The organism is Photobacterium carnosum, from assembly GCF_021236965.1.
Taxonomy (GTDB): Bacteria; Pseudomonadota; Gammaproteobacteria; order Enterobacterales; family Vibrionaceae; genus Photobacterium; species Photobacterium carnosum.
This window is the reverse complement of sequence record NZ_WMDN01000030.1, coordinates 14,213-40,108: the sequence shown is the minus strand read 5'-3', so window position 1 is coordinate 40,108 and position 25,896 is coordinate 14,213. Positions and strand designations below refer to the sequence as shown.

21 protein-coding genes are annotated in these 25,896 nt (G+C 33.1%); 5 read left to right on the top strand and 16 right to left on the bottom strand.

The window, feature by feature from the left end; all coding sequences use genetic code 11:
- Window positions 1–999: 999 nt before the first annotated feature.
- Entirely contained in the window at window positions 1,000–1,236 is a 237-nt protein-coding gene (locus GLP24_RS18230) for an integrase core domain-containing protein (protein WP_456291278.1), read from the bottom strand.
- Window positions 1,237–1,247: 11 nt separating this feature from the next.
- Window positions 1,248–2,377, bottom strand: a protein-coding gene (locus GLP24_RS18225; RefSeq protein ID WP_232616380.1) for an IS3 family transposase whose coding sequence is annotated in 2 segments (ribosomal slippage) — window positions 1,248–2,155 and window positions 2,155–2,377 — 1,131 coding nt in all. Because the reading frame shifts where the segments join, the coding sequence is not laid out codon by codon here.
- Between the two features lie 235 nt (window positions 2,378–2,612).
- Here GLP24_RS18225 and GLP24_RS18220 point away from each other — a divergent pair.
- The 5 genes from GLP24_RS18220 (at window position 2,613) to GLP24_RS18200 (ending at window position 10,272) form a co-directional block, all read left to right on the top strand.
- On the top strand, window positions 2,613–3,119 hold the full coding sequence (locus GLP24_RS18220) for a hypothetical protein (RefSeq protein ID WP_232616379.1): 507 nt from the start codon (window positions 2,613–2,615) through the stop codon (window positions 3,117–3,119).
- Window positions 3,112–4,728 carry a site-specific integrase gene (locus GLP24_RS18215; protein WP_232616378.1) on the top strand — a complete coding sequence of 539 codons (1,617 nt, stop codon included), beginning with the start codon at window positions 3,112–3,114 and terminating at the stop codon, window positions 4,726–4,728. Before GLP24_RS18220 ends, GLP24_RS18215 begins: the two co-directional genes overlap by 8 nt.
- A 3-nt stretch (window positions 4,729–4,731) precedes the next feature.
- Window positions 4,732–7,620: a site-specific integrase gene (locus tag GLP24_RS18210; RefSeq protein ID WP_232616377.1), complete on the top strand. Its 2,889-nt coding sequence runs from the start codon at window positions 4,732–4,734 to the stop codon at window positions 7,618–7,620.
- A 10-nt stretch (window positions 7,621–7,630) separates the two neighbouring features.
- Window positions 7,631–8,878 carry a hypothetical protein gene (locus GLP24_RS18205; protein WP_232568222.1) on the top strand — a complete coding sequence of 416 codons (1,248 nt, stop codon included), beginning with the start codon at window positions 7,631–7,633 and terminating at the stop codon, window positions 8,876–8,878.
- A gap of 218 nt (window positions 8,879–9,096) precedes the next feature.
- Complete coding sequence (locus GLP24_RS18200; protein WP_232616376.1) at window positions 9,097–10,272, top strand: Arm DNA-binding domain-containing protein; 1,176 nt, start codon at window positions 9,097–9,099, stop codon at window positions 10,270–10,272.
- A 175-nt stretch (window positions 10,273–10,447) separates the two neighbouring features.
- Here GLP24_RS18200 and galU read toward each other — a convergent pair whose 3' ends face one another.
- From galU to wecA, 14 genes are all read right to left on the bottom strand, one after another.
- Complete coding sequence (gene galU / locus GLP24_RS18195) at window positions 10,448–11,398, bottom strand: UTP--glucose-1-phosphate uridylyltransferase GalU (RefSeq protein ID WP_232616375.1); 951 nt, start codon at window positions 11,396–11,398, stop codon at window positions 10,448–10,450.
- 29 nt (window positions 11,399–11,427) lie between these two features.
- Window positions 11,428–12,432, bottom strand: coding sequence for an NAD-dependent epimerase (locus tag GLP24_RS18190; RefSeq protein ID WP_232616374.1), 1,005 nt, complete (start codon window positions 12,430–12,432; stop codon window positions 11,428–11,430).
- 52 nt (window positions 12,433–12,484) lie between these two features.
- Window positions 12,485–13,651: a nucleotide sugar dehydrogenase gene (locus GLP24_RS18185; protein ID WP_232616373.1), complete on the bottom strand. Its 1,167-nt coding sequence runs from the start codon at window positions 13,649–13,651 to the stop codon at window positions 12,485–12,487.
- A 1-nt stretch (window position 13,652) separates the two neighbouring features.
- The gene (locus GLP24_RS18180) at window positions 13,653–14,774 is read right to left on the bottom strand and encodes a glycosyltransferase family 4 protein (protein WP_232616372.1); all 1,122 of its coding nucleotides are present in this window, start codon (window positions 14,772–14,774) and stop codon (window positions 13,653–13,655) included.
- Window position 14,775: 1 nt separating this feature from the next.
- Window positions 14,776–16,143, bottom strand: coding sequence for an asparagine synthase-related protein (locus tag GLP24_RS18175; protein WP_232616371.1), 1,368 nt, complete (start codon window positions 16,141–16,143; stop codon window positions 14,776–14,778).
- Window positions 16,140–17,231, bottom strand: coding sequence for a CapA family protein (locus GLP24_RS18170; protein WP_232616370.1), 1,092 nt, complete (start codon window positions 17,229–17,231; stop codon window positions 16,140–16,142). The genes GLP24_RS18175 and GLP24_RS18170 overlap by 4 nt, the downstream gene beginning before the upstream one ends.
- Window positions 17,232–17,233: 2 nt before the next feature.
- Complete coding sequence (locus GLP24_RS18165; protein ID WP_232616369.1) at window positions 17,234–18,403, bottom strand: glycosyltransferase; 1,170 nt, start codon at window positions 18,401–18,403, stop codon at window positions 17,234–17,236.
- Window positions 18,393–19,013 (bottom strand): DUF1919 domain-containing protein, encoded by a 621-nt coding sequence (locus GLP24_RS18160; protein ID WP_232616368.1) that lies wholly within the window; start codon window positions 19,011–19,013, stop codon window positions 18,393–18,395. The genes GLP24_RS18165 and GLP24_RS18160 overlap by 11 nt, the downstream gene beginning before the upstream one ends.
- Window positions 19,014–19,016: 3 nt before the next feature.
- Window positions 19,017–20,072, bottom strand: a complete 1,056-nt coding sequence (locus GLP24_RS18155; protein WP_232616367.1) for a hypothetical protein — start codon at window positions 20,070–20,072, stop codon at window positions 19,017–19,019.
- A gap of 103 nt (window positions 20,073–20,175) precedes the next feature.
- A complete protein-coding gene (locus GLP24_RS18150) occupies window positions 20,176–21,231 on the bottom strand; it encodes a glycosyltransferase (protein ID WP_232616366.1) in 1,056 nt (351 codons plus the stop codon).
- A complete protein-coding gene (locus GLP24_RS18145) occupies window positions 21,221–22,438 on the bottom strand; it encodes an oligosaccharide flippase family protein (RefSeq protein WP_232616365.1) in 1,218 nt (405 codons plus the stop codon). The genes GLP24_RS18150 and GLP24_RS18145 overlap by 11 nt, the downstream gene beginning before the upstream one ends.
- Window positions 22,439–22,910: 472 nt before the next feature.
- Window positions 22,911–23,798 (bottom strand): ATP-grasp fold amidoligase family protein, encoded by an 888-nt coding sequence (locus GLP24_RS18140; protein ID WP_232616364.1) that lies wholly within the window; start codon window positions 23,796–23,798, stop codon window positions 22,911–22,913.
- A 22-nt stretch (window positions 23,799–23,820) separates the two neighbouring features.
- Window positions 23,821–24,303, bottom strand: coding sequence for an acyltransferase (locus tag GLP24_RS18135; RefSeq protein WP_232616363.1), 483 nt, complete (start codon window positions 24,301–24,303; stop codon window positions 23,821–23,823).
- A gap of 25 nt (window positions 24,304–24,328) precedes the next feature.
- Window positions 24,329–25,408: a UDP-N-acetylglucosamine--undecaprenyl-phosphate N-acetylglucosaminephosphotransferase gene (gene wecA, locus GLP24_RS18130; RefSeq protein ID WP_232616362.1), complete on the bottom strand. Its 1,080-nt coding sequence runs from the start codon at window positions 25,406–25,408 to the stop codon at window positions 24,329–24,331.
- Between the last annotated feature and the right edge of the window lie 488 nt (window positions 25,409–25,896).

Sequence of the window (25,896 nt, the reverse complement as noted above, 5' to 3'; positions counted from 1 at the left end):
GTGTCACAGTAAGCGTTTTAAAATAGCTTAGGCTATTCCTCCCCTTTTTTATCCCTCTCCAATTTACGTTTAAAATCAATAAAATATATTTAATTCAAATAGTTGCAGTGACAGTTTCACTTCAAAAATCGGAAAAATGAGACAGTTTAGATGTCCGTAAACTGTCTAAAAATGATTAAAGAGCAATAATCTATTCAATCAAAATAATAAGAGCAGTCTTTTAAAAGTCTTAGATTCTCTATCGCCTTCGCAGGCAGGCATTCACTGGGAGAATGATAATTATTCCAGAAATTTAATGCTCTAATATTAGATGGTTATCTTCTTATTAAATTCAGTTCACTGGTCATTTTCAATTAATTCTTACAAATTCAACAAATAGCGTTAAAAACAATTGACAAACCCCAGTTAAAATGAGATAATTTAATGTTTAAAGATGAGTATAAATTATGTATTGTGGTTTCACATTCCGAACACCACAGTAGATTTATCGATGACAAAACTAAAAATAAATAAATGGGTTCTTTTCGCTATACATAAAATCGGAGATGCTCCTTTCAGAGTAAGAGATCTTTCCAAAATAATAGCAGAAGAAAAAATCTTATATTATTACCATTATAAAAATAAATTGAACCGTGAAATTAAAGCAAATATAAACGTTCTACTGTCAGAAAATCTTCTAATAGTACATCAAGACCATAAATTTTTGGGATGTCAATATTTTCTAAGTACAAATAAATTTAGTAATTCAATGTTTTACATGACATCTTTGGATAATAAAAATATAACTGAACAACTAATACCAAATAAGTATTGTTTCAGCATGCTTAACATACATAAAACTCAACACTGTCAATTAGTTAACTCACAAACAGAACAAAAAGAACTTATTTTTAAATACCTATGAATAAATTATAGGAGATTTTAGTTTTGTCTTTGTTTAAATACCGATGATGATTTGTAGTGGTCAAGTAAAACTGTACACCTTTATAGGTGTTTAAATTAAGCGGCTGCTTCCATCACCATTGGCGATAAATAGTTGTTATAACTATGGCCCCGCTTAGTGTTGTAATATTGCAATATATATTTGAGCGTGTCCCTTTCCGCTTCTTCATAATTGTTATAGCACTCTTTGGGCATCCACTCCGTTTTGAAACTTCTAAAAAATCGTTCCATTGGAGCATTATCCCAACAATTTCCACGTCGACTCATACTTTGAGTTATTTGGTATTTCCACAATGTTGAAGTGGTCAAGTAAAACTGGCCACGGATTTGTATTCATTATTAAATCGGCGTTCTGATTCATTAGGCGTCAAGCCACCGTTATATTGATGGGGCCTGACTTGGTTGTAATATCGGATAATGTATTTAGTGATCGCCACTTTAGCTTCATTCGATGAACGATAACCCGCCGTTGGCATCCATTCTGTTTTAAAACTTCTAAATAATCGTTCCATCGGGGCGTTATCCCAACAATTTCCACGTCGACTCATACTTTGTGTAATTTGATACCGCCAAAGTAATCGGCGAAATTGTTTACTTGTGTAATGACAGCCTTGATCGGAATGAAACATGACACTTTTAGGCACCCCTCGAACTTCATAAGCCATCGAAAGAGCTTTACCTGTTAAATCTGTATTGGGTGAGCCTGATGTTGCCCAACCAATCACTTTACGGGCAAATAAATCAATCACAACAGCAAGGTACAACCAACGTTGTCCTGACCAAATATATGTCACGTCGCCACACCAAACCTGATTAGGCTCAGTAACTGCAAACTGGCGATCTAATGTATTGGGAATATTTAAATGTTCATTTTCTGCTTTTTTATAACGATGCTTCTTAACCTGACAACTAACTAACCCTAATTGTTTCATGATGTTAGTGGCTTTATAGCGACTTAACGGCACGCCTTTAGTTGTAACGATACCTACAATCGTTCTGGCTCCTGTTGAGCCACCACTGGCACGATGTGCAGCCTTCACTTCACTAGATAATAGCACTTGCTCTTTTGACTGCGTTTTAAGCCGTTTAGTCCAATATTTATAGCTACTGCGATGAATATTAAAGACATTGCAAATAATAGATACAGGATAATAAGCTTTTAATTCATCAACTAATATGAAGTTTTGAATGAGTCCGATACCAAAAGAGCGGTTGCTTTTTTTAGTATTTCTTTCTCCATTTCAATCCGTTTAATCTTCTTTTCTAATTCACGAATTTTAAGCTGGTCAGGTGTCATTGGTGTTGCTTTGGGTGTAATCCCACCACGTTCATCTTTAAGCTGTCGAACCCATTTATCCATTGTTGATTTACCGACATTCATCGCTTCAGCAGCTTCTTTTACCGAGTAGCCTTGGTCTGAAGTGGCATAGTTAATTTGGCCACTTCAGTTACTTGAAGATACGCATCAGAGAAATTAATATTGTAAGCTGAACTTTGAGAAAAGAAAGAATCAGCAATTTTTTACTACCTTATGCATCATAAACTCAAAAATATTTTTATTTTTTAAAAAAAAATTCTGGTAAGCACCCCGAATTAGCACCCTTTACCATAATTAGAAATACCACTTATCTGTAATAATAGATATACGTTTTAACTATCGAGTATCTATTATGCCAAAGCATAAATTTATCCAACGATCAGATCTAAATATCACATACCATCCCTTGGTATTAGAGTTGTGTGCCAATGATAAGATCAAAGAACGCCAACATAACGCATCTGAATTACTCGATGCTCAACAAGTTACGCTCGGCATTGAACAAATCACATTATCCGTTACGATTGATCCCTCTGATAGCAACCGTTATTTGCTGTTAGAAAAAAAACCTCTATTTTTTTTGCTATCTCAACATCCTGCTGCACGAAACACAAAAGTGCACTTAAACATTTATAGTAATGATGAATGTGAGAGTGTGATCTTAGGTCTCAATCTAATTTTTCCAGCAATAAATCATTTTTTTACTGCATCAATGCTAAATAATTTATATTGCCGTTTAAAACAACAACACAACATCAATACCTCAGTAGCCCTAACTAAACGTTATCTCGCCAAATTAGCGCAAGTATTACCGTCTGCGATCAGAGCAAGGTCAATCAAGGAGAACCATCGTGGGTAGACTAGCGGCCATTAAAAAAAATAATCGAAAAAATAATAGCGGCGGGATCGCGCCAGATGCCTTGCATGTCGTAAATACCTTACGTATTGCTATTACACATTTTAATAAGTTATTTCACGCCTCTAAGGATAAAGAGCCATTGTTGATCACCTTTATCTACTTATGGATGACACAGCAGCTCGATAGCCTCACCGCTGCCGTCGATATTCCATCTTTATCGCGTGTAACAGGCAAAGAAGCATGTGCCGAACACCGACTACGAATTATCAACATTAATAGGATATCATGGGTTGAATATGCCCAGTGTTATTCAACCTCAACAGGGAGCGTTTGGCTGTGGCAACCTATCCCTACCGCGCTGCATCATATTTTCTACAGCTACGTTAAAACGCTCGCAACAATAGCGCAAAAGCCGTTACTGAATCTAACGCTTAAAGAGCAGCTGTGGCGATTTATCAATAGCTCATGGAAAACACCCAAGCTGTGCGCGCAATTCGGTCGACTTAGAAAAGATGTCTTTTTTCGCTATTTCACAATAATGACTCTACAGAGTCCTTATCTTTCAACCCCAGCCAAATCAGTCTTGTTAGGTGATAAAACGTTGCATCATCACAGCGCAATAGCCTATCAACAGAAAAACAGTGATCAGATCCGTTATGAAATTTTTAAAGCACACAATGATTATTTAGAGCGTATCGTCCAAGCAGGGAGTCGTTATCGCATTAACCTCGCACTGGATAATGCGCATTATAATCTTTCACTCTTGTTAGATACAAAAGTGACATTGCCTGCGTATTTAACCACCGCAGGAAAAATCATTGCTTTTGAACGCCAGAAAAACCCCAATGATCATGGTTATCAATATGTCGAATTATCCACGATTTGGGTAGGATCAGAGCGCGCTTTGCCTTTAGATGACGTACGGACTTTTTTCCTTGCGCTTGATAATAACGTCAAACAACATACCGTTGCTAAGGTCGCGACAAAAACCCAATTAAAAGCCTATTACAATGCATTAACCTATCAGCTCGCGTTTCAGTTTTTGATTTTAACTGGCGCAAGACCCACACACGCGATCTCACTTGAAACGCGTCGATGTTATGGCACTCTTCAATCAACGATCTCGGATAAAGGCCGTTACCGAACACTTTACCTTTGCGACTATTTACAACAAACCATCACGCACTACCTGTCCATTCAACAGAATTTACTAACCCAACTAGGTAGCAATGCCTCATCGCCATTTTTATGGTTTTTATTTGATGAAAACAATCAACCTCAACATCTTAGCGCGCGCAATATACGTCAATTTATGCAACAGCATTGGCCTTATAAGAGCAACCATGTAAAAAATATCGTGCCTTATAATTTACGACATACCTTTGCGCAACTAGCACTATCATCAACCGATCCTCAACTCACCACACAGCAAATTGATCGTTTGATGGGACACTCATCCTTTGGCGAACATCTTGGCAGCGATCAATGTTTTCCCATCAACAAAAAAATATTGTTACTCTTTTTAAACCAGGTATCAAAGAAATTGTACTTCAGTCTAGAGCGTTCAACGTTATTTTCTTTTTCACACATTCATCTATTGCAGGAATAATCGATGCTAGACAATATGATACTTAAATCGGTGAATGACGAGATTATTAATAGTCATCTCCAGCAGGGTTTAGCTTGTGAAACTGAAGAATTTCTTCAATACGTTATTGCTTTGATCAACAAAACGCCTCGTTCAGATCGCAGCATAACAATGGCAGAGCTACGAAACATAAAAAAAACGATCACAACCATTCCGACAGGTCAGCAACGACATTTACTACGGGCGGTTGATAATGTGTTGTTTTACCTGCATCAACATTGTGCATGGCAACTGCCAGAGCCAGAGCTTAAACGTTTTCATGATACCCAATTAGCTTGGATGCAATTAATCAGTCTACAAGCGCCTGATGCATCAGCGCTGTATCAGGCTTATCAAGAATATAAACACACTTTTTTACAACATCGTCCAGAGCTCGACATCGCTTTTATTGCTCTGGCATTAAGTATTGAAGTCGCACCACTATCACTGTGCTACTGGACTGAGGTTTTAAATGATCCAGCCAGTATTGAGATCGTTGATAATCAATTCACACTTGTCGTATATCACCAAACTCCCGCAGCACGACACTCACAACAGCCGCCCTATTTTACTCGTTATGCGTTAACCCCGTTTAGCTGTCGTTTATTAATCAACTATTTTAATAGTAAGTCAGATAAAATAACGCTCAAAACATTACATCATGCGCTGGATCAATTTTTATCACAGGCGCCATTTTATCTTGTCCCAAGAAATGCGGCACAATGGCAACATTGTTTTCAACAAATTTGGCTGGTGCAATACCAATTTCCTTGTGTGCTACTATTAGATATCAGTCAGCCACATCGTCATGTTGCGTTTGTACCACAACTGCCACATCCACAGTACAAACAACACATTAAGCAGATTTATGATCAAGATTGGATAGCACCTGCGTACCACACATTTACAGCCAATAAAGTTAAACGTTGGCCACACCTAGTACTGCTCAAAGCCATTAAAACCCAACCTTCATCTCAATGGCCTACTCTTTTGAGCACCCATTTTGCAACCCCACCACCATGGCCTTACGACGATATTATTGCCAATATCATGTATTACTTTACCTATGATTTAATTAAATTTGGTGGGGTAATAGCGACGACATTAAGTCCAAATAGCATCAGTAAATACACCCATATATACCGTCAACTCGCAGACTATCCGCTTTCTTATGTCGAAGCCTGTGATCACAACGCGCTCATGAACTGGGCAACTAAGGTATATGCACACTTTGATAAAGACACAGAACGTTGGTTAATTTATAACTTTTTGCGTTTTTTGCCTCAGATGTCTGTGACTGAGCATTTTGATATATCGCAATTCTCATCACCATTACTCTCAGCAACAGTTGATCCTTTTCGTCTTAGTGTTGACCAATGTTTACTGACGGTTGAAGCCCTATTATCTCAATCAACAGGGAATCCACTACAACGGTTATTTTGTACCACTGCCTTGATCTTAGGTTTTTATGGTGCACTGCGGCGTGGGGAAGTATTACGGTTACGTTGCCAAGATATTATTGGGGATGTGGATAACAAAAATCAATTTACGTTATGTATCAGTAATACCGCCGAAGGTAACACCAAAAATAAACAAAAACGGTTTGTTTATATTTCATTGCCAGCAGCTATCGCCAAATTAATGAGAATAGTGATCTATATTAAACGTGGCTGCTTACCAACAACGCCCTTATTAGGGTTTAACAATGAATCAATGACATCGCGTCAATTGCATTATTTATTACCGGTGACAAAGGCATTAAAAACGTTATGGGGCGCGAATGTGCGCTTTCATCACCTTCGTCATAGTGGCGCACATTGGTTGATGCAACAAGGACTTCAACTCGCACTCGCCTTACCGCAATCACCCATGCCTTTAGGTAAATCCACCACAGCGATGTTGACCGAACGCCGTTGTCGCGAACGGTTTGATTTTTGGCTTGAAGGACGTCCATTTTCTCACGTCAATGATGGGCTACTGTTTGATGTTATCGGTGATCAACTGGGCCATAGCCACTATACGACAACGCGTTGGAGCTATTTACACGGCATGGAATGGTTAACGCCATTATTTTCAATTAACGAAAATGGCTATAAACAAACTGAACTGCGCTATTTACTCGGGATCGGTCCATTATCTAATGATGTGTCACGATTTTTAAATGCCATCGCCCCAGATTACCGACAAGCAACAACCCATGAAAAGCAACACTACACCTTGATGTTAACCGCGCTTGAATTAACCCCACATCTATTAAAGAAAAAAGGATTTAAACAACTCAAGTCGGTCACACCTCAACAAACAAGTATTAGTGAGCCTGATGATGAAAAACACTTTCTGTCGTTATGGATCGCGCATTGCAGTGATGACATCACCATTGAGGAGAGCAATCAGCCTACAACATACCACTATAACTACCAACCAAAACAGTTATTGGGATCATTAAATCAAGATCAACAGGCATTTTCAGCACTTAGCGAATTTTGGGCACTCTCTGGTGGGCATCAGCCGATCATATTCACCAAACAGCAGCGGCAAGCATTACAACAATTAGGCCCGATGATTGTCGATCTCGATACACGTACTCTGTTATTTACTATTCGCTGCAATAAAAACAATGGCATCTACTTTCAGCAAGTGTTTAGAAGCCCAGTTTTTAAATGCTGCCAATTTTCTTTTGAGCTACAACACAATAGAAAAACTTGCATCAATAAAAATAAAGCGCTGATTGACACGTATTTTGCGACAAATAAAGACACCGTTTCGATACATAAACTAAATACAGGAAGCACACAACTGAGCATTACAGTGCGCTTTATTCCTCAAGCACCGTGGTTATTTCAAATACTGTGTGACTTTTTAACTCATCACTAAGGAATACATGATGAAAACAATATTAATCGACAAACAATATTACCCGCACATTATTAATATGATTAATGCTATTGATAAAAAAGAACGCGCATCGCTGACCACGTTTATTATTGATAAAGCAGCTAATACTATTTCTATTATTGGCGGTAAACGTGATGCACTGAGGATCATCAAGCTAACTTTTAAGGGCCAAGATCCAACATTACAAGATGGTAAATGGTCGATAGATGCCGATATGTTTAAAGACTATTGCCAAGATTGCTTAAAACCCAATACCGATAATAAAGAGATCATTTTAGAGCTTGATGAGCAATCCAAAAATGATAGTTATGTTATTGGGTATGCTAACGATCATGCTGTTCGTCGCTGGCAATGCGTTGTAGCTTGTGAGGAGCACCTTGAATATGTCGCGTCACTTACTCATAAAACCTTTCAAACCGTATCAATATCAGCGCTACAACCCATGCTTGAAGTCGCGAGCAGTCACTGCCCTTTAGAATTTTTTAAAATCGATAAAGCACAACATGAAATTACCGTTCAGCGTGATAGTGATATATCAACAATGGCACTGCCAATAGGTCTTATTCCAGAAATTGACTTAGTCGCTAATCAAGACGGTCTTGATATATTGAAACATACTTGTCAACACACGCAATCAGACACATTAATGATCAATGTTGATAATGAACAGCTGACCGTCACCGATGGTCAACATAGTCAGTCTTGCTCACTTGAATCACTGTCAGATTTTTATAATAAACCCAAAGCCGATTACACAACGGAAGTGAAGTGCGTTGTTGATATCTACGCGCTTAAATCAGAAATTACAACCTATACGCGCATTAACCAAATAAAGCATAACAACATCAGTTTGCTCTATTGTACACAAAACAACGTCTATATTTCAGGCTTTGGCTTTACCGTTGATAGCTTGCAGAATCTCTCGGCATTAGATATTACGGCCAAACAGCCATTACTCTACAACATTAATTTGCGCCAACTACTTAAAGTGCGGATCAAAAATATTACCGATATGAAAGGAATGACGCTACGTATATTGAAAGCAACTGATGGTTCAAGAAAATTAGCTTTTTATAATGAACGCGATCCTAAACGCCCTTATGCCAGCATTCCTATCGAACTCAACACCGATAATAATGATCTGATAGCTATGCAAGCGCTGATGGCTATCTACAATAAACAAAATCAGGGGGATAGTTGTAAACAAGCCGATTTATTAGGCTATGACGATATTTAATAAAACACAGAGTGCATACTGGACAAATAACCAGTATGGGTATAGTTTTATAGACGAACAGTGATTTATCACTGTCTCAGATTGGCAGTTGAGGCGAAGTGGCGGCAACCACTTCGTCTCGTATCGGCTGCTCCCGACGTTTAAACGCGATCCAGCCGATGGGCTTATTGTAACTGAGCACATCGGATATGGGTAGATCTATCTGATGGAGCTCAATTATGGCTAATTACCGCATTCGTCCCAATGGGATCGTTCAATATGATATTCACATCTATGGCAGGCGCTTTCGTGAAACCACAGGCATGCCAGCAACACCTAAAAATATTAAAATAGCCAAAGCAACGGTTAAGCAAATCAATGCTGAAATAAACTTAAATACCTTTCAATACCGTGATTACTTTCCTGATAGCAAAAAAGTTGAGCTGTTTGAAACGCTGCAACAGGAACGATTTCCTGAACGCTTCTCGCCTTACTTTGATAACTTTTCCAATAACTGGCTTGAACGCCAAAAGCCCAAATGGAAGCAAAGTTATTACAATACTGTTGTTCGTAACCTCAATAACTATCTAAAACCAGAATTTGGTAATTTATTGGTGGATGAATTAACGCTAAACCATCTAGAACACTATAGACAAAGATTGAGTCTGATGGAAAAAGAAGATGGTTCACGCCAATTATCTAATGCACGCATCAATAATATTTTGTGGCCGCTAATTTCGATTATGTCGTTAGCTGCTGATGAATATCACTTCCCGTATCCCTTTGCGCGTTACAAAGCACTACGTGAAGAAAAAAGTGATAGTAATCCAATGACATTAGAAGAAGTGAAATGCTTTCTGCACCATGTTGATGCAAAGTGGTATGACTATTTTTTATTACGCTTTATGACCGGAATGCGCAGCTGTGAAGTACATGGATTGCAATTACAGCATATTGATTTTAATCACCGCTTAATTAGAATCCGTCAAAATGTGGTTAATGGTGAAATTACCGATGTAAAAACACCTAAATCACGTCGAGACTTACCCATCAATGATATTTTGTTTGAATCGCTCAAACGAGTGACACAACCATTAAACACACTCGATGCGTTTCTTTTTAGCGATGAAACTGGGCAACCATTAGATACTCGAAAAATCGGACAAAAAGTCTGGCACCCTACGCTCAAAAAAGCAGGACTATCCTCTCGTCGACCGTATGAGACTCGCCATACAGCTGCAGTATTGCATTTAGCGGCTCATGAAAATCCATTATATGTATCAAAGATGCTCGGTCACAGTAGCACCAAGCTACTATTTGAGATTTACGCACCGTATGTTTTTAATGCCGCCCGATGTGATGGCAGTGCATTTTCTAATATGATGGAATCCAATCATGTATTTGATAAACGTTAATGATTTTATAAAAGTTTAAAACGCAAAAAGCCCGTATTGAACCATTTATACAAAAAGTTCAATACGGGCTTTTATTTAGCATTCACCTTCGTCATTCCCTACAGTGAGATTACGAAGAAGCAGAGAATGTGGAACACTTAAAAAACAAGCAATTAATCAATCTAATAGACATTAGTTAAACGTTAGTTTTTTCACTCAATGGCGTTAAATCTAATGAATCAACAAAAGAAGCATTATTTAACGATTGAATATAAGTACTAAACGCTTCGCCTAATACTTTGTCACGCATAGCATATTCAACAAAGGCTTTAGCATAACCAAGCTTGTCACCACAATCATGTGAACGGCCTGTCATGTGGAAAGCTTCAACGGTTTCATCTTTCATCAGCATATCAATAGCATCAGTCAGCTGGATCTCATCTCCAGCCCCTGGTGGTGTCATTGCTAGCTTATCCCAAATGTTGTGAGATAAAACATAACGACCCACAACCGCAAGGTTAGACGGTGCATTCTCAATCGTAGGCTTTTCAACCACACGCGTCATAGGGCATGAGTCACCGCCTTTAAGATCAACACCGTTACAGTCAACCACACCATACTTAGACACATCACTCATTGGCACAGGCTCAACCATAATTTGGCTTGCTCCTTTTTGCTCAAAGTGTGCAATCATCGCCGCGAGGTTTTCTGTTTTTTGATCTGCGGTGTATTCGTCTAAAATCACATCAGGCAACACAACCACAAACGGCTGATCACCAATCAGTGGTTTCGCACACAGAACCGCATGACCTAAACCTTTAGCTTGCCCTTGACGCACATGCATAATCGTCACGTCTTTAGGACAAATTGCTTTTACTTCATCTAACAACTGACGCTTAACACGCGCTTCTAAAGTCGCTTCTAACTCAAAAGAAGTATCAAAGTGGTTTTCAATCGCATTCTTAGAAGAGTGGGTAACAAGAATAATTTCTTTAATACCCGCATTGACACACTCATTAACGATGTATTGAATCAGCGGTTTATCAACAATTGGCAGCATTTCTTTAGGAATTGCTTTGGTTGCAGGCAGCATACGAGTGCCAAGGCCTGCTACAGGAATGACTGCTTTTTTGATTTTAGTGTTCATTTCATATCCATACTTAATAAATTTATAATTTATTGATTATAAAAATCACGATACCACTGCACAAAATTCTCAACACCCTCTTTAATCGGTGTTTCAGGCTTGTAACCTGTCGCTTCAAATAAGCCACTGGTATCTGCATACGTTTTATACACATCACCAGGTTGCATCGGCATAAAGTTTTTCTTCGCTTGAATACCTAAGCTATCTTCTAATGCTTCAATATAATCCATTAGTTTTTCACATTTACCATTACCAATATTATAAATACGGTAAGGGGCAGAACTATCAGCAGCAGAACCCGTCTCAACAGTCCAATCTGGTTGCTTTGCCGGTACAACATCTTGAATACGAACAATACCTTCTACAATATCATCAATATAAGTAAAGTCGCGTTGCATATCACCATTATTGTAAATGTCGATTTCTTCGTCATTCATGATTTTTTTAGTGAATTTAAACAGCGCCATATCTGGACGGCCCCAAGGACCATAAACAGTAAAGAAACGTAACCCTGTTGTTGGCAATCCATATAAATGCGAATAAGTATGCGCCATTAACTCATTGGCTTTTTTACTCGCTGCATATAATGAAATAGGATGATCAACTGAATCACTAGTTTCAAATGGTGTCTTTGCATTTAAGCCATATACAGAACTTGATGATGCATAAATAAGATGTTTAACCTTATTATGGCGACAACCTTCAAGTACATTAACAAAACCAATTAAATTACTATCAGCATATGCTAATGGATTATCGATAGAATAACGAACTCCGGCTTGTGCCGCTAAGTTAATCACTCGATCAAATTGTTGTACTTTAAATAATTCAGCCATTCCTTCACGATCAGCTAAATCTAATTTAATAAATTCAAAATTAACATGCTCGATACGCTTTAAACGAGCTGATTTTAAATTTACATCATAATAATCATTTAAATTATCAATACCAACAACCTGATGACCAAGTGCAGTTAAACGTTCTGTAATTGCACTACCAATAAAACCCGCAACACCTGTTACTAAATATTTCATATAAGACTCATTAAATAAAAATTAGAAATTATATATCGTTTTATTTTTAATATTAATCATTACCAAATAAATCACGGGTATAAACTTTATCTACAACATCAGTAATTTCATCAACCATACGGTTAGATACAATCACATCACATGTTTGTTTAAATTCATCTAAATCGTCAATCACTAATGAATTAAAGAATTCTTTTTCATGTAATACAGGTTCATAAATAACAACTTCGATACCTTTTGCCTTAATACGCTTCATGATCCCTTGAATGCTTGATGCGCGGAAGTTATCAGAACCAGACTTCATGATTAAACGGTAAATACCCACTCGTTGTGGATTTTTAGCAATAATAGAATCAGCAATAAAATCTTTACGAGTAGTATTAGCATCAACAATCGCACCAATAATATTATTTGGTACGTCACGATAATTAGCACGAAGTTGCTTAGTATCTTTAGGCAAACAATAACCGCCATAACCAAATGATGGATTATTATAATGATTACCAATACGAGGGTCTAAACCTACACCTTCAATAATCTGACGAGCATCTAAACCATTAGAAGCAGCATAGGTATCTAATTCATTGAAGTAAGCAACACGCATGGCTAAATAAGTATTAGAGAATAGTTTTACACCTTCAGCTTCAGTAGAATCAGTAAACAGAATTTTAATATCTTGTTTAATCGCACCTTGAGCTAATAAGTTAGCAAAAACTTCTGCACGTTCACTACGCTCACCCACAATAATACGAGATGGATATAGATTATCGTAAAGTGCTCGACCTTCACGTAAAAACTCTGGCGAAAATAAAATATTCTCACAACCAAACTGTTCTTTAATCTGTTTAGTATAACCTACAGGAACCGTTGATTTAATCACCATCACGGCTTCTGGATTAATAGCCATCACATCTTTAATAACCGCTTCAACAGACGAGGTATTAAAAAAGTTATTAACAGAATCATAATCCGTTGGCGTAGCAATAATAACAAAATCAGCATTTTTATAGGCTAATTCTTTATCTAATGTTGCAGTAAAGTTTAATTGTTTATTTTGAAGAAAATCTTCAATTTCCGTATCAACGATTGGCGATATTTTATCATTGAGTAAATTTACTTTTTCTTCAATAATATCTACCGCAACAACTTCATTATGCTGGGATAACAGCATAGCATTAGACAAACCTACATAACCTGTACCAGCAATAGCAATTTTCATTTTATTTCTCTTTTAAAAGGTCATTAATTGCATTCAAATATTTATTGATTACAATTTTTTCATCAAATTCACGTTCGATCTTTTCACGGCTCTTAACACCCATAGCTAACCTTTCTTGATGGGTATGGGTAATCATTTTATCGAGAGCTTGAACTAAACTTGCTGTTGAACGAATTTCACATAAATAACCATTAATATCGTCATCAACTGTTTCTCGGCAACCAACATTATCAGTAGTGACAATAGGTTTACCCATTGCCCCTGCTTCTAACAAAGATTTAGGTACACCTTCTCGATAATAAGATGGAAGCACCATACAATCAGCTTTAGCTATTTCTTTTTCAACTTCATCCGAAACACCAAGATAATTCACAATCCCTTCGTCAACCCAACTCTGCATAGCTTCTTTTGACACTGCCGATGGGTTTTCAACGGCTAAAAAACCTAAAAGGTTAAACTCAACTCTATCGCCATACTTAGCCTTTAACTCACGAGCTGCTTCAGCATAATGACCGATCCCTTTGTCATATAGCATACGTGCAATAAGAAGGAACCTAACCACACCATCATCAGAAGCTGGTGTTAATTCAAAACGACTAAGATCGGCACCAGAACCAGGTAAGCGATCTGTAATTGCTTCTTTCGCTAAACCATGCCGTAAAAAAAGGTGTTTATCGTCCTCGTTTTGAAAAAATATTTTATCAGCTTTTCGCTGACTTATTTTATAAAGTAATCGAGCTATTTTTGACGTTATATTTTCATTTATAAATAAAACACCAAGACCCGCAATATTATTAATGATTTTAATGTTATTTCTTTTTGCCGCTAGTGTACTGTATATATTATTCTTTGGTGTGAAATTTAAAACTACATCATAATTACCAGAAGAATATATCTGATTAAACTTCATAAGAGTTTTTATATCATTAATTGGGTTTGTGCCACCTTGATCAATAGATATATCAATGAATTTTGCACCTAAATTTTCTAATTTTTCCGAATAAGAATCACGAGGAGAAATAGTCGTCACTGAAAACCCATAATTAATAAGACTTAGTATGGTATTTTTTCTAAAGTTATATAGATACCAACTAGTGTTGGCTGATAATATTATATTATTCATATTAATTATTATTAAATAAAGTAGAAATAGATAAAGTCTTTATATCATCATTACCTAAAGAATAGTTAACCTGAAATGGTGAGGTTGCTGAAGTTTTAAAATAATCAGGCCAATATTTTTTAGCCATTGCTGTTATAGGAAACTTAAAAACACCATCTTTTATCGTAAATTTATTATCTAAACCGATAGTATCATTAATAATATTAGTATTTAAAAAAGGCGCTATAATTTCTATATTATATTTACTCGCAAATAAGTATTTTTGCATTTCTCTTGCTGGTAGTATATCAAATAAATACAAAAATCTTAAAACAAAATGCCAATCCTTATAATATTCAAACAAAGATTGTATCCGCGATTCAAGGTATTCACTACCAGACGATGAAGCATTATCACTTTCAGCTAAAGCAATAAGTATAGATTTACCAAAAGATGGCTGTGCTAAACATTTTAATCCTTTTGACAAACGATATATTTTCCTACCAAAAGATGAATTTTTCTTATTATATATTCCTATCTTTGATAGTGGGGATAAAAGAACTCTAAAAGTTGACAGCTTAGACCAATAGCTAAATACTTTATTCAACGGTAAGCCATTTAATAACGAATCCGCACCTTGCCCATCAATTAAATTAACAGTTTCTTGATTATTTACATGTGATATATTCTTAAACATTTCAAGCATAACTATGGATATAGGATCCGAAATTAACTCACCAGAATAACAAATAAATTCTTTTGCTGATTCAGACAAATTAACATCTAAATTAATTAAGTTAAAATCAACAGAAATACTATCACACATCGATTTTGCTTTATTTACCTCATCCATCATACTACTCATTTGACACATGTGCGCTCGATGTATTCCTCCTTTCGAGTTTATAATCCCCAATAAAGCAGAAGAATCAATACCACCACTAACTAAAATATCCTTCTTATCATCTATATCTAAAAAATATTTATTTATTACACCATCTAAAAAATAATCATCAGTTCTTTCAAAATCCGGATAAATATCTTCAAAAGATATATTATTTTCAGTAATAAAAAAACGCCTATGCGGTGTAAGCATGTAAATATTTTCATACTGCGTGAAAGGAGGATGTATATATCCATATTTTTTGTAAAATGAAATCGACTTTTCATCAACAATACAATTTACACGTTTTGAAATATAAGATAAATTATCAGAAATGTATAACACATCATCACTAATAGTAATGAAGAAACGGTCAAGTATAGATTGAGAATTAATAATTAAACGACTCATCTCAATATTAAAAATAGATGATATATTAGAAATAACAAGATCAGAGATACAATTGAATTTTAATTCTTTTTTTTTCTTATAGAAGATTACTTTCATAATGTTTTCTTTAATTTAGATGAAAAATATCGTTTATATTTAAAGTCATTTAATCTTCTTTCAAAAACTCTAATTAATGTAGATATTGATATTCTTTTTAAGAACCAACTTATATCTCTTTTTGAGTTACGGATAGATGATATAGACTTTATTTTATCAACTCGTATTTTATTATAATCACTAAGCGGTAGCTCTAAATACCTTATTGATTCTTTATAAATATCATTTGCAATTTCATTATTTACATACAATTTATCTACACCTTGATAAATTGGTATATATTCCATTTTTATATTTTTCCCATCATCTATCGTAAGTAATAAAATAATAGATGACTTATTATTTTCACTCTGTTTTACAAGTAAATTGGAGGTTCTATCATCATAAACATCATCAAAACAAAAGTTACCCAAACTATAGGCCAAAATAGAGCCTTTATAATTTTCTACACCTTGTAATACATGTGGATGATGACCGTAATATATATAATTATCAATATTAGCCAGATTTCTTGCAAACATCAAATCATCAGAACTACATAAATTAACATGCTCTATTCCAGAATGGATAGCTAATATATTTAAATAACCAGAATCAGAATAATACTTGAATTTATTTTTTACATCATCATAATTTAATGCATTCACACCATATCGTTTTAATTTATTTTTCAAACCTAAAGGGTTAGTATTATATGAACAATAGCCATGAAATGCTAAATTATAATCATCTAAAATTAGATCTTTATTATTTACACCAAACCATTTTATATTTTCACTATTCAATAAATTAATTGTTTCATTTAAGCCATCTAAACCAAAATCATAAATATGGTTATTAGCTAAACATACTGCATTAATATTTAAATATTTCAAAATAGCCACATTAGATGCATCAGATGAAATATATGCTGATTTACTCCCTTTTTTCTTTGCTTTATTTATGAATGGAGCCTCTAGATTACCAATACAATAATCACATGTATCGAGGATAGTTTTTACATCTAAGAAATATTCATTTAAATTTTTGTTTTTATTTCTATCAAATTTACCAAAAAAAGCAATATCACCAACAAAAGCAATTTTCATAGCTATATATGACCTTTTATAATATTGTTAATTTTATCATTCATTGTATTAATAGAAAATTTCTCAAAAAATTCAGATGGTGGCTTAAAACCTTGGCATTTTAAAGTATCTCTAAGCGCTAAATCAAAATCGCAATTACAAATATCATCTAAGATAACCCCAAATTTTTCACTAAATACAATCTCAGCAACACCAGTAGTATTAGCCGCTAAAACAGGAACACCAAGGCTTATTGATTCAATTAAGACTGTTGGCAATCCTTCACTAGCTTTATAAATATTCCTTTTCCCATTAAATTCTATTTCACATTCATCCACAGAACTAAACAATAAAGCATTCGAGTTAAGAATATATTCAGTTGGATTATTTACCCATCCTTTAAAATTAACACTAATATTTGATGGGAGATTATTTATACAGTCTAAAAGATATTTTTTATAATTATCCCCAATATCTCCTACAGGTAAACCTAATACATTTAACTCAATTTCTTCTTTAATCGTAGAACGAATTAATTTATTAATTATTAAATGCAAGCCTTTGTTTGGCACAATAGTTCCAATATAAATTAACTTGTACTTTTTATCACTTTGAAATGATTTACTCTTATTTTTTAGACTAAAATCAAATCCATTATAAACAACATTTAAATCATTACGTAAATGAGCTAAATTATTAGAAATAGATTCTGAAGGAACGATTACTTTATAGGCCAATCTTAATAAGAATTTATTAACTCTTTCACCAAAAGTTAATTTACCATGCAAATGCCAAATAACCTTTATATTAAACAACTTCGCAAACAAACCACAAAGTACAATTCCCTTAGGATCATAACAATAAATTGTTGATATGTTATTTTTTTTTGCTAAACAAATCACTTGAATATTCGAAAACAAAATTGAAAATAACAAAATAATTTTTGAACTAACTTTTAATCTACTTAATGAAAAATCACCAGTACCAAAGTATTTATTAATTATTTTATTAAAAACAAACCGACTCGTATTAAATTTCTTATAATAACCATCGAACAATTCATTATCACTTTTTAAAATGGCATAAATTTCAAAACCACGCTGTGATAATGAATCTAAAATTTTCAATGTGACTTTTTGAGAACCAGCCAATAAACTAGACGCTTCAATAACTAGTATTTTTTTATTTTTCATCAAACCAATCAACTATATTAATATATTTTTCATATTTTCTAAATGAAGTAAAATCAGAAGAAATAATGCCTTTTTCTAGCTTACAATATACTTCATCTTGTAAATAATATTTATTAGCGGTAAAAATAATATTTTTTTTTCCTGGTAATAAATCAAACCTGCTACCGATATTTTTATTAAATCCATCTCTATCTGTCATCAGAAATCTAATATTGTTATAATTAACTTTTTTTTTCCTATTATTCCATTTCTCATACGCATCAGCAAAAGAAGAATAATGTAAAAAATGAATTTCAATATTATCAAGAACCCCAACAGGATAATCTGTTTTATCAATATATTTCGAATACTTTGCTTCCTTTAAATCTAAACTTAAATAATAATCCAGATGCTCGCAAAACTTGATAAAACATTCAGCATAGAAAAATGTATTAATTGTAGGAGACAAGAATTCTTTACCTAAATCACTATAAATACATCCAGCTAAGCAGTTACTAGAAATAATACTTAAATTATTAGTCGTCGTCTGATACTTATATTTAAATTTAACTATCTTTCTAATAAATTGAAATATTGATTTCCTATAAATATATTTGAAAATTCTTTTCATCGTTTAATCTTCTTTATAATATAAAATTAAAAACAAATAGAAAATAAAACCGAAATACATAAAGCTTATTTTTGTCATCAAAATAAGAATAAAAATAACTCTATTAATTGTATTTTTTTTATTTTTAAAAAATAAAAAAACCGCTAATATCAAGCCAAGCAAGCCAATTTTTATAGCCAAAAATAACCACAAACCATTATCATTCAATGCTGCTACACCTGCCCCCCACAAATTACCACTACTCATATAATCTGATAATGATGGAATAATACCTAGCATTCCATTACCAAATAGAACCTCTAATTTAGACTGTTCAAAAAAATAAATGAATAAATTATTTCTTAATGATGTTGCTGAGTCGACAGAGTTCACCCTAGATAATGCAATATAAATAACGAAAACAACAATCACGGGTAAAAATACAGAAAGAATATGTTTTAAATAAGTTCCCTTAGATTTTAAAAAAAGTAGAAAAGCAAACAACATACCATATATAATAGATGCAACAGAAAATGATAGTATAATGCTACCAAGACTCACTTTTAATAATACATCAATACTTTTATCTAAATATATTTTAGATGCTATTAACAGTAATATAAAAGCACTATAAGTAGACGGTTCTTCATATAAACCTGTTGGGCGATATATCACGCCAAGTATAGGTAATGAAAAGTTACTAAAATACCTTTGTCGCTCTCCTGTAAAAAAATATAGAGGATCTATATAATATGAAGTTAAATAAACAGTAAAAAATTGCACAAAGAAAAAACTTACATTGATTATCAATAAAATATTTATCAATTGTAACATTCTTTTTTTATCACCTTTAAATGATAATAATACACATACAGTACATGTTGATTTAAATAGGATACCAAAAAAATAACTATCGAATGTATATCCAAAATTATTTTTGTGGGGATATATGTTATAAAAAGATGGTAACGCTATAAGTAGAGAAAAAAAAGTAAATAAAAACCATATTCTAATAGCTCTTTTATTAATACTTCCATCATAAATTACAAATAATAATAAAATAAAACTTAAAGGCAACATAATCATATACCGAGAGGTACCTAGATTTTCTATAAAGCCAATAAACACTAATAAAAATGACATATAAAATAAAAATGAAGATGAAGACTTCCTAATATACATATTATAATTCCAACATCTTTTCTACTTTTAAAATCTCTTTATAATTATTATTCTCTTCTTTTATCTCAAAGTTTGTATTTATGATATAAGAAATTTTATCACAAAAATCTTCACAATCAAATTTTTCAATAAGGAAACCATTTTCATTATTCCTTATAATTTCTCTTGGTCCACTATCACAATCAAATGAAATAATAGGCGTAGCACAAGCTAGAGACTCAACCAAAACATTAGGATAACCCTCATAATATGAAGTTAATACACAACATCTAGAACGATTATATAGCTCAAGTGTATTATCCGTATTCCTTATATACTCATAAGTTATCCCGAGATTGTTTAATGATGAAAGTAAAATAGATTTTAATTCACCATCACCTACAATAGTTATATTGAAATTTTCACCCTTTACTTTTAACAACTCCATTATTTTTATAAGATTATCTATCCCTTTTTGTTTTTTCAATCTACCTATAAATAATATATCAATATCTTTTTTTAACTCTAATTTTATATATTTCTTAGCTACTGGGTTATGTATTACTTCAATATCAGATCCCCTTACTTTCATATCCTTTTGCATATCTAATTTCATTAGTTCACATTGCGCAATATAACAACCTATTCTGCAATAAAACCGATTCATTAAAAATAAAGTAAGCGCTCTTTTTATACTATTTCCTTTTTTTGCCTTTAAGTCTTGACTTAAATTATTAACATTCCTTGATATTAACTTAAATTTTGAATTTATCTTATTATATAAATATAAAAGAATAGATATTTGATGATTAAAAGCAATGACAATGCTCCCACCAATAAGCAACTTGTTTAATATATTGATTTTCTTAAATAGCCACATACCACTTTTTATATTTAATGATACTATTTGTATATTTCCACTCAACTCATCAATATAAAAATTTTCGTTTCTATTATAACAAATTATAGAAACATCAAGTCCAAGTTCATTTAGTTCATTAGCATAATTGACACAAACCCTTTCGGCTCCTCCTGGGTAAAATGTATCGATAAATAATATCACTTTTTTAGTTTTCATTTCGAACCTTTGAGTATAAATTTAAAATATAATAGCTCACATATGAAAGCATAAATATAAACCTAGAAAATAATAAAGTATAAATTATCGACCATTCTTTTAATGCATCAAATGAAAAAAATAAAAACAAAAGAGAAGATACTACTACAACAGCAGATACTTTTGCTAAGAATTTATCTTTTTTATTAGGTAATAAATAGGCAAATTGTATGCTTTCAGAAACACCTAAAAAGAGAATACCTATTAATGTTACTGATACATATTTATAAGCACCAACATAATCACCACCAAATAATTTACTAATTATTTCCTTACCAAAAAAATAATTAATAATTAACCCTGAAAGTATTACAATAACAATTAATACCATAAGCTTCATTGCATTAAATTTATTATATTTAACACATAGTGAAGGATAAATAGCACGTAAAAAAACATATAGACCGCCACTGACTACCAAGGCTAATCTATTTGCCAAATTAAAAATGGCATACTTATCAATAGATATATAAGATGATATTAAAATAATTGGAATAGTATTATATAAATTAGGAGCAAAATCTGTTATAAATAAATATAAACCAGCCTTCATTTTATTTAGTATTGGATATATATAAAAATCAACTTTAATATTTTTACTTTTCAGAAGATTAAATGTAATAATAAAGCCGATAATAGGATAATATATTACCGAAGAAAAATAGACTATTTTCCAATCTAAAACACCAAAAATATTTACAGATACTAAAACACTAATCAATGACAACAATTTCATCAAAACAAAAAGAAATGTATTCTGCTTCATATTATTAGTTGCTACATAAAACCAACTCACAAAAGAAACATATCCCAACAAACCAAGTAAGGTAACAATAAAATAAAATAAAACATTAGCAATCCCATCAATAGACACAAAATAAATTGTAGCTATTATTGTTGCACTGATAGCTAATAAATACCGTGCAAATTGAACATTCTTTATTGTATCATTTATCTCATCACTGTTTTTTTTGAAAATATTTCTTGCTTCAGTCAAATTAAAGCTAAAATCACATAAAATAAAACAAAAAGTAAAACATGTATATGCTAATGAATAATAGCCATACTCTTCTTGCGTTATGTTATTAGTTATTAGTGGCATTAATATCATTGGAAACAACATATTAAAAATATATGTTGAATACATGAATATTATATTTTTATTCATAAAACAAAACCTTTAGACTTTAAATCTTAACCTAAAATATATTATTAACACCGAAATAAGTAGCTAAAGGTTAATTATTCATAATTAAGTCATTAATGCTTTAATAAACACAAGATTTAAAACACTCTACAACCTGTTTATTGGTACTTATACCATTTATAAAACAAGTAGTTAGTACGATTATCAGAGCAAGCGCATGAGTAGATTTTTTGTTAACAAAACAAATTTAAAATGTAACCGTAAGATAAGTTAGACTATAGACCTTATTTTCAATCACCAAATTTTGGTTAAATGTCAACCAATCAACTCGTCATTAAACATTAGCTTTAGTTAAACAAATGTAATAATTAACTAATTGACAACTCATCCGTTTACTCTGATTATTTGACCCATCTATAAATGTGATTTTAAAAGAGCATAAATAAAGATACGAGCCAAACATATAAAATTTAGTAGCATCCCTGTCATATTTTTATTTGCTTATATCAATATAATCACCAAATATACTTTCTAGTTTTTCTGGTTTCATTATTTCTAACCCGCTCGCCGGATAAAACGTTAACTCGCCAAAATATATTTTTCCAGATAAATTATATAAATCAACTCTAACAAATTTATGTTTTTTTGATAAAAGATTAACTATTTCTAACATCTTATCAAAATTTTCTGGTTTTTCAATTTCACCATTAAAACCATCAACACCATAATAGAAATCCATTCGATTCCATGTTAAATCATAATATGTTTCAGTATGATTATCTGTAAACCTTTCCACATTAACTTGAATAAACTTTGGCTTACCATTAAAACAATAGAATTTATAATCTGTAGGAACATTCTCATCATCACCAAGAAACTCCTCACATATAATTCTTGGTTTAGCATATTTATATGCCCACTCTCTAAATATTTTATATAAAGAGATGGTTAGCCATTTATCAAAATTTTTCTTTGCTTGATTTTTATCAATGTTATTTTTATTTTTACAAATCAAGTTCTGACTAGAACCATGTGTTGTTTTTAAAACAAATCTTTCAGGCAATTTATCAAAATCAATTTGATCAAAATGTTCATAACAACCAACAAGAGGTACTAAATATTCTTCACCGATTGATTTTTTAATATATTCTCGTACTTCATACTTATCAACCAAAGTACTCATTTCTAAATTTCTATTATTAACTTTTAACCATTGAATTTTTTCAGAAAATGTTTGAGGATTAGAAAAGTTAATTTTTTCTCTCCGCCAAAGAAAATAAACTATTTTTAAATAATACTCATCACTTAAAAAGTCCAAATATCCTCTTCTAGCTAGCGCAAATATTACTTTAATTAATTTTGGGTTATATATATTATGCATTATATTTTCTCTTTAAATATTTTTATTTATCTTCATTTTTAAGATTTTTAGTGTTTAAAAAATCAACTTTTCTTTTATTATAATATTCATGAATTGAACAAATTTTTCTAATTGGATTCCCCGCATAAACATTATTTTCTTTCAGCACACCTTTTACCAATGAATTAGCCCCAACTATAACATTATCGCCAATAATCGAACCAGGTAAGATACTAACGCCAAAACCTAAGAAAACATTATCACCAATTGTAATTGGTTTAATTAAATCAACATTTTTACACTCTTGATATAAATTACGTAAGACATTAACACTACCATCATGAGTAATAAATGTAACATTAGATGATGTATATAAGTTATCTCCAATCGTTATCAAATACGGTTCAGACCCAAAACTTTTCGTATTTAATTGAACATTTCGACCGAATTTAACTCCACTTTTTTTTGCGTAATTATTAGGCGATGCTAATACTCTGTAGATTTTATTATATATTTTTTTTATCATAATCATTCCAACTTAAAATTAATCATTACTTGATTTCTTGAATATTAACCTTATATCCAAACAACTTATTAACCCAAGCCGTAATACGCCAAATATGATTGATCGCGGTAAAATAGACCGCAAACATCACCAAGAAACTAATAAACATCGTCGATTCAGCGACACCATTGATATCAGCGACAATACCAACAACCGCACAAATTGAAGCTAACAAGCAGATCACAAATAAAGTCATTAATGATGATAAGCCCATGCGCTGACAGATATGGTGTAGATGTTCACGATCTGGTTTGAACGGTGAATGGCCTTTACGAATACGGCGGATCATAATGGTTGCCATGTCCATTAATGGAATAGCAATCAGCCATAATGCGGTAACGGGTTTAAAGGCATCAATGCTTGGCTCTTGCGTGCCACGGATCAGCATCCAGATCACCGAAAAACCGATAAACATGCTGCCCGCATCGCCCATGAAGATCTTAAACCGACGCCCAAGTGGAAAACCAAGGTTCAGCATGATGTAAGGGATCAATGCCGCTACGATCAGTAAACAAATCTCACCAAGATAATCATTGCCACTGAAATAGAAGGTGACGCCAAGTGCGGTAAACGTTACTGATGCCAAGCCACCTAATAGGCCATCGATACCATCCACCATATTAAAGGCATTGATAGCACCAATCACCGCAATGATGGTGATCAGTGAGCCAAAAAATTCATTAAGCTCAATGGTATCACTGCCCATCAAGTGACCTAAGTGGTGCAGACTGTGTCCACCAACCCAAATCATCGCTAATGAAATTCCTGCTTGCACCAATAAACGGATTTTAAAACTGATATCAAAGTAATCATCAAACGCGCCAAGAACAATTAAAATAGCCGAGCATAAAAGGTAAAGTTCAAGGTTAAGGCTGATGGGTAGAAAAAATGTCAGGCCGATCAATAATGAAATATAAACGGAGATCCCACCGACCAGAGGCACAACCCCTTGGTGTAATTTACGGGCATTGGGTTTATCGACGAGGCCAATTTTTTTGGCTATTTTTCGCATGATAAATAACGTGATAAACGACGTTATAAATACAAACACATAAGCATGATTCATGGGGGCCAACTTGATAAAATGAAATTTACGCTAAAAAAGAGGGTGTAACGGGTGTGAATTATTTGAGCATAATCGGTGTTTTGGGTGTTATTTTTCGTCTATACTACGGTGAAGAAAGTGAATTTGTTCACGCTATCATCTCAGTGATTTTTTGCTTTTGAGACACAAAACCTAAAATTTGAGACACAAAAAAGCATCACCTGTTAATGGCAATGCTTTGATATGAATCGAGTTTACGGGTAATTCAGTAGTTGTGAGGAATAGGTCTAGGGTCTAGGGTCTAGGGAGATTATTCCTGCTCAACCAACAATAATTAAAAATATTAACGCTACAACACGTCGTGAGTAGATTCCCTATCTCGCTCGTAACCTCGCTGTAGAGAATGACGGGTTGGCTCGTACATTCACTGTAGAGAATGACCGTGGTTGGTTCGTATATTCACTATCGATTGCTTCGAGAAAATGACTAAGGTTTAGGCGCACTATCTC

Excerpts from the sequence above, each read along its gene's own strand:
- GLP24_RS18185 (WP_232616373.1), bottom strand. The coding sequence starts at position 13,651 with ATGAAAATTGCTATTGCTGGTACAGGTTATGTAGGTTTGTCTAATGCT.
- GLP24_RS18145 (WP_232616365.1), bottom strand. The coding sequence starts at position 22,438 with ATGAATAAAAATATAATATTCATGTATTCAACATATATTTTTAATATG.
- galU (WP_232616375.1), bottom strand. The coding sequence starts at position 11,398 with ATGAACACTAAAATCAAAAAAGCAGTCATTCCTGTAGCAGGCCTTGGC.
- GLP24_RS18200 (WP_232616376.1), top strand. The coding sequence starts at position 9,097 with ATGGCTAATTACCGCATTCGTCCCAATGGGATCGTTCAATATGATATT.
- GLP24_RS18205 (WP_232568222.1), top strand. The coding sequence starts at position 7,631 with ATGAAAACAATATTAATCGACAAACAATATTACCCGCACATTATTAAT.
- GLP24_RS18175 (WP_232616371.1), bottom strand. The coding sequence starts at position 16,143 with ATGAAAGTAATCTTCTATAAGAAAAAAAAAGAATTAAAATTCAATTGT.
- GLP24_RS18170 (WP_232616370.1), bottom strand. The coding sequence starts at position 17,231 with ATGAAAATTGCTTTTGTTGGTGATATTGCTTTTTTTGGTAAATTTGAT.
- GLP24_RS18150 (WP_232616366.1), bottom strand. The coding sequence starts at position 21,231 with ATGAAAACTAAAAAAGTGATATTATTTATCGATACATTTTACCCAGGA.
- wecA (WP_232616362.1), bottom strand. The coding sequence starts at position 25,408 with ATGAATCATGCTTATGTGTTTGTATTTATAACGTCGTTTATCACGTTA.
- GLP24_RS18220 (WP_232616379.1), top strand. The coding sequence starts at position 2,613 with ATGCCAAAGCATAAATTTATCCAACGATCAGATCTAAATATCACATAC.
- GLP24_RS18165 (WP_232616369.1), bottom strand. The coding sequence starts at position 18,403 with ATGAAAAATAAAAAAATACTAGTTATTGAAGCGTCTAGTTTATTGGCT.
- GLP24_RS18190 (WP_232616374.1), bottom strand. The coding sequence starts at position 12,432 with ATGAAATATTTAGTAACAGGTGTTGCGGGTTTTATTGGTAGTGCAATT.
- GLP24_RS18140 (WP_232616364.1), bottom strand. The coding sequence starts at position 23,798 with ATGCATAATATATATAACCCAAAATTAATTAAAGTAATATTTGCGCTA.
- GLP24_RS18180 (WP_232616372.1), bottom strand. The coding sequence starts at position 14,774 with ATGAATAATATAATATTATCAGCCAACACTAGTTGGTATCTATATAAC.
- GLP24_RS18155 (WP_232616367.1), bottom strand. The coding sequence starts at position 20,072 with ATGTTGCCTTTAAGTTTTATTTTATTATTATTTGTAATTTATGATGGA.
- GLP24_RS18160 (WP_232616368.1), bottom strand. The coding sequence starts at position 19,013 with ATGAAAAGAATTTTCAAATATATTTATAGGAAATCAATATTTCAATTT.
- GLP24_RS18210 (WP_232616377.1), top strand. The coding sequence starts at position 4,732 with ATGCTAGACAATATGATACTTAAATCGGTGAATGACGAGATTATTAAT.
- GLP24_RS18135 (WP_232616363.1), bottom strand. The coding sequence starts at position 24,303 with ATGATAAAAAAAATATATAATAAAATCTACAGAGTATTAGCATCGCCT.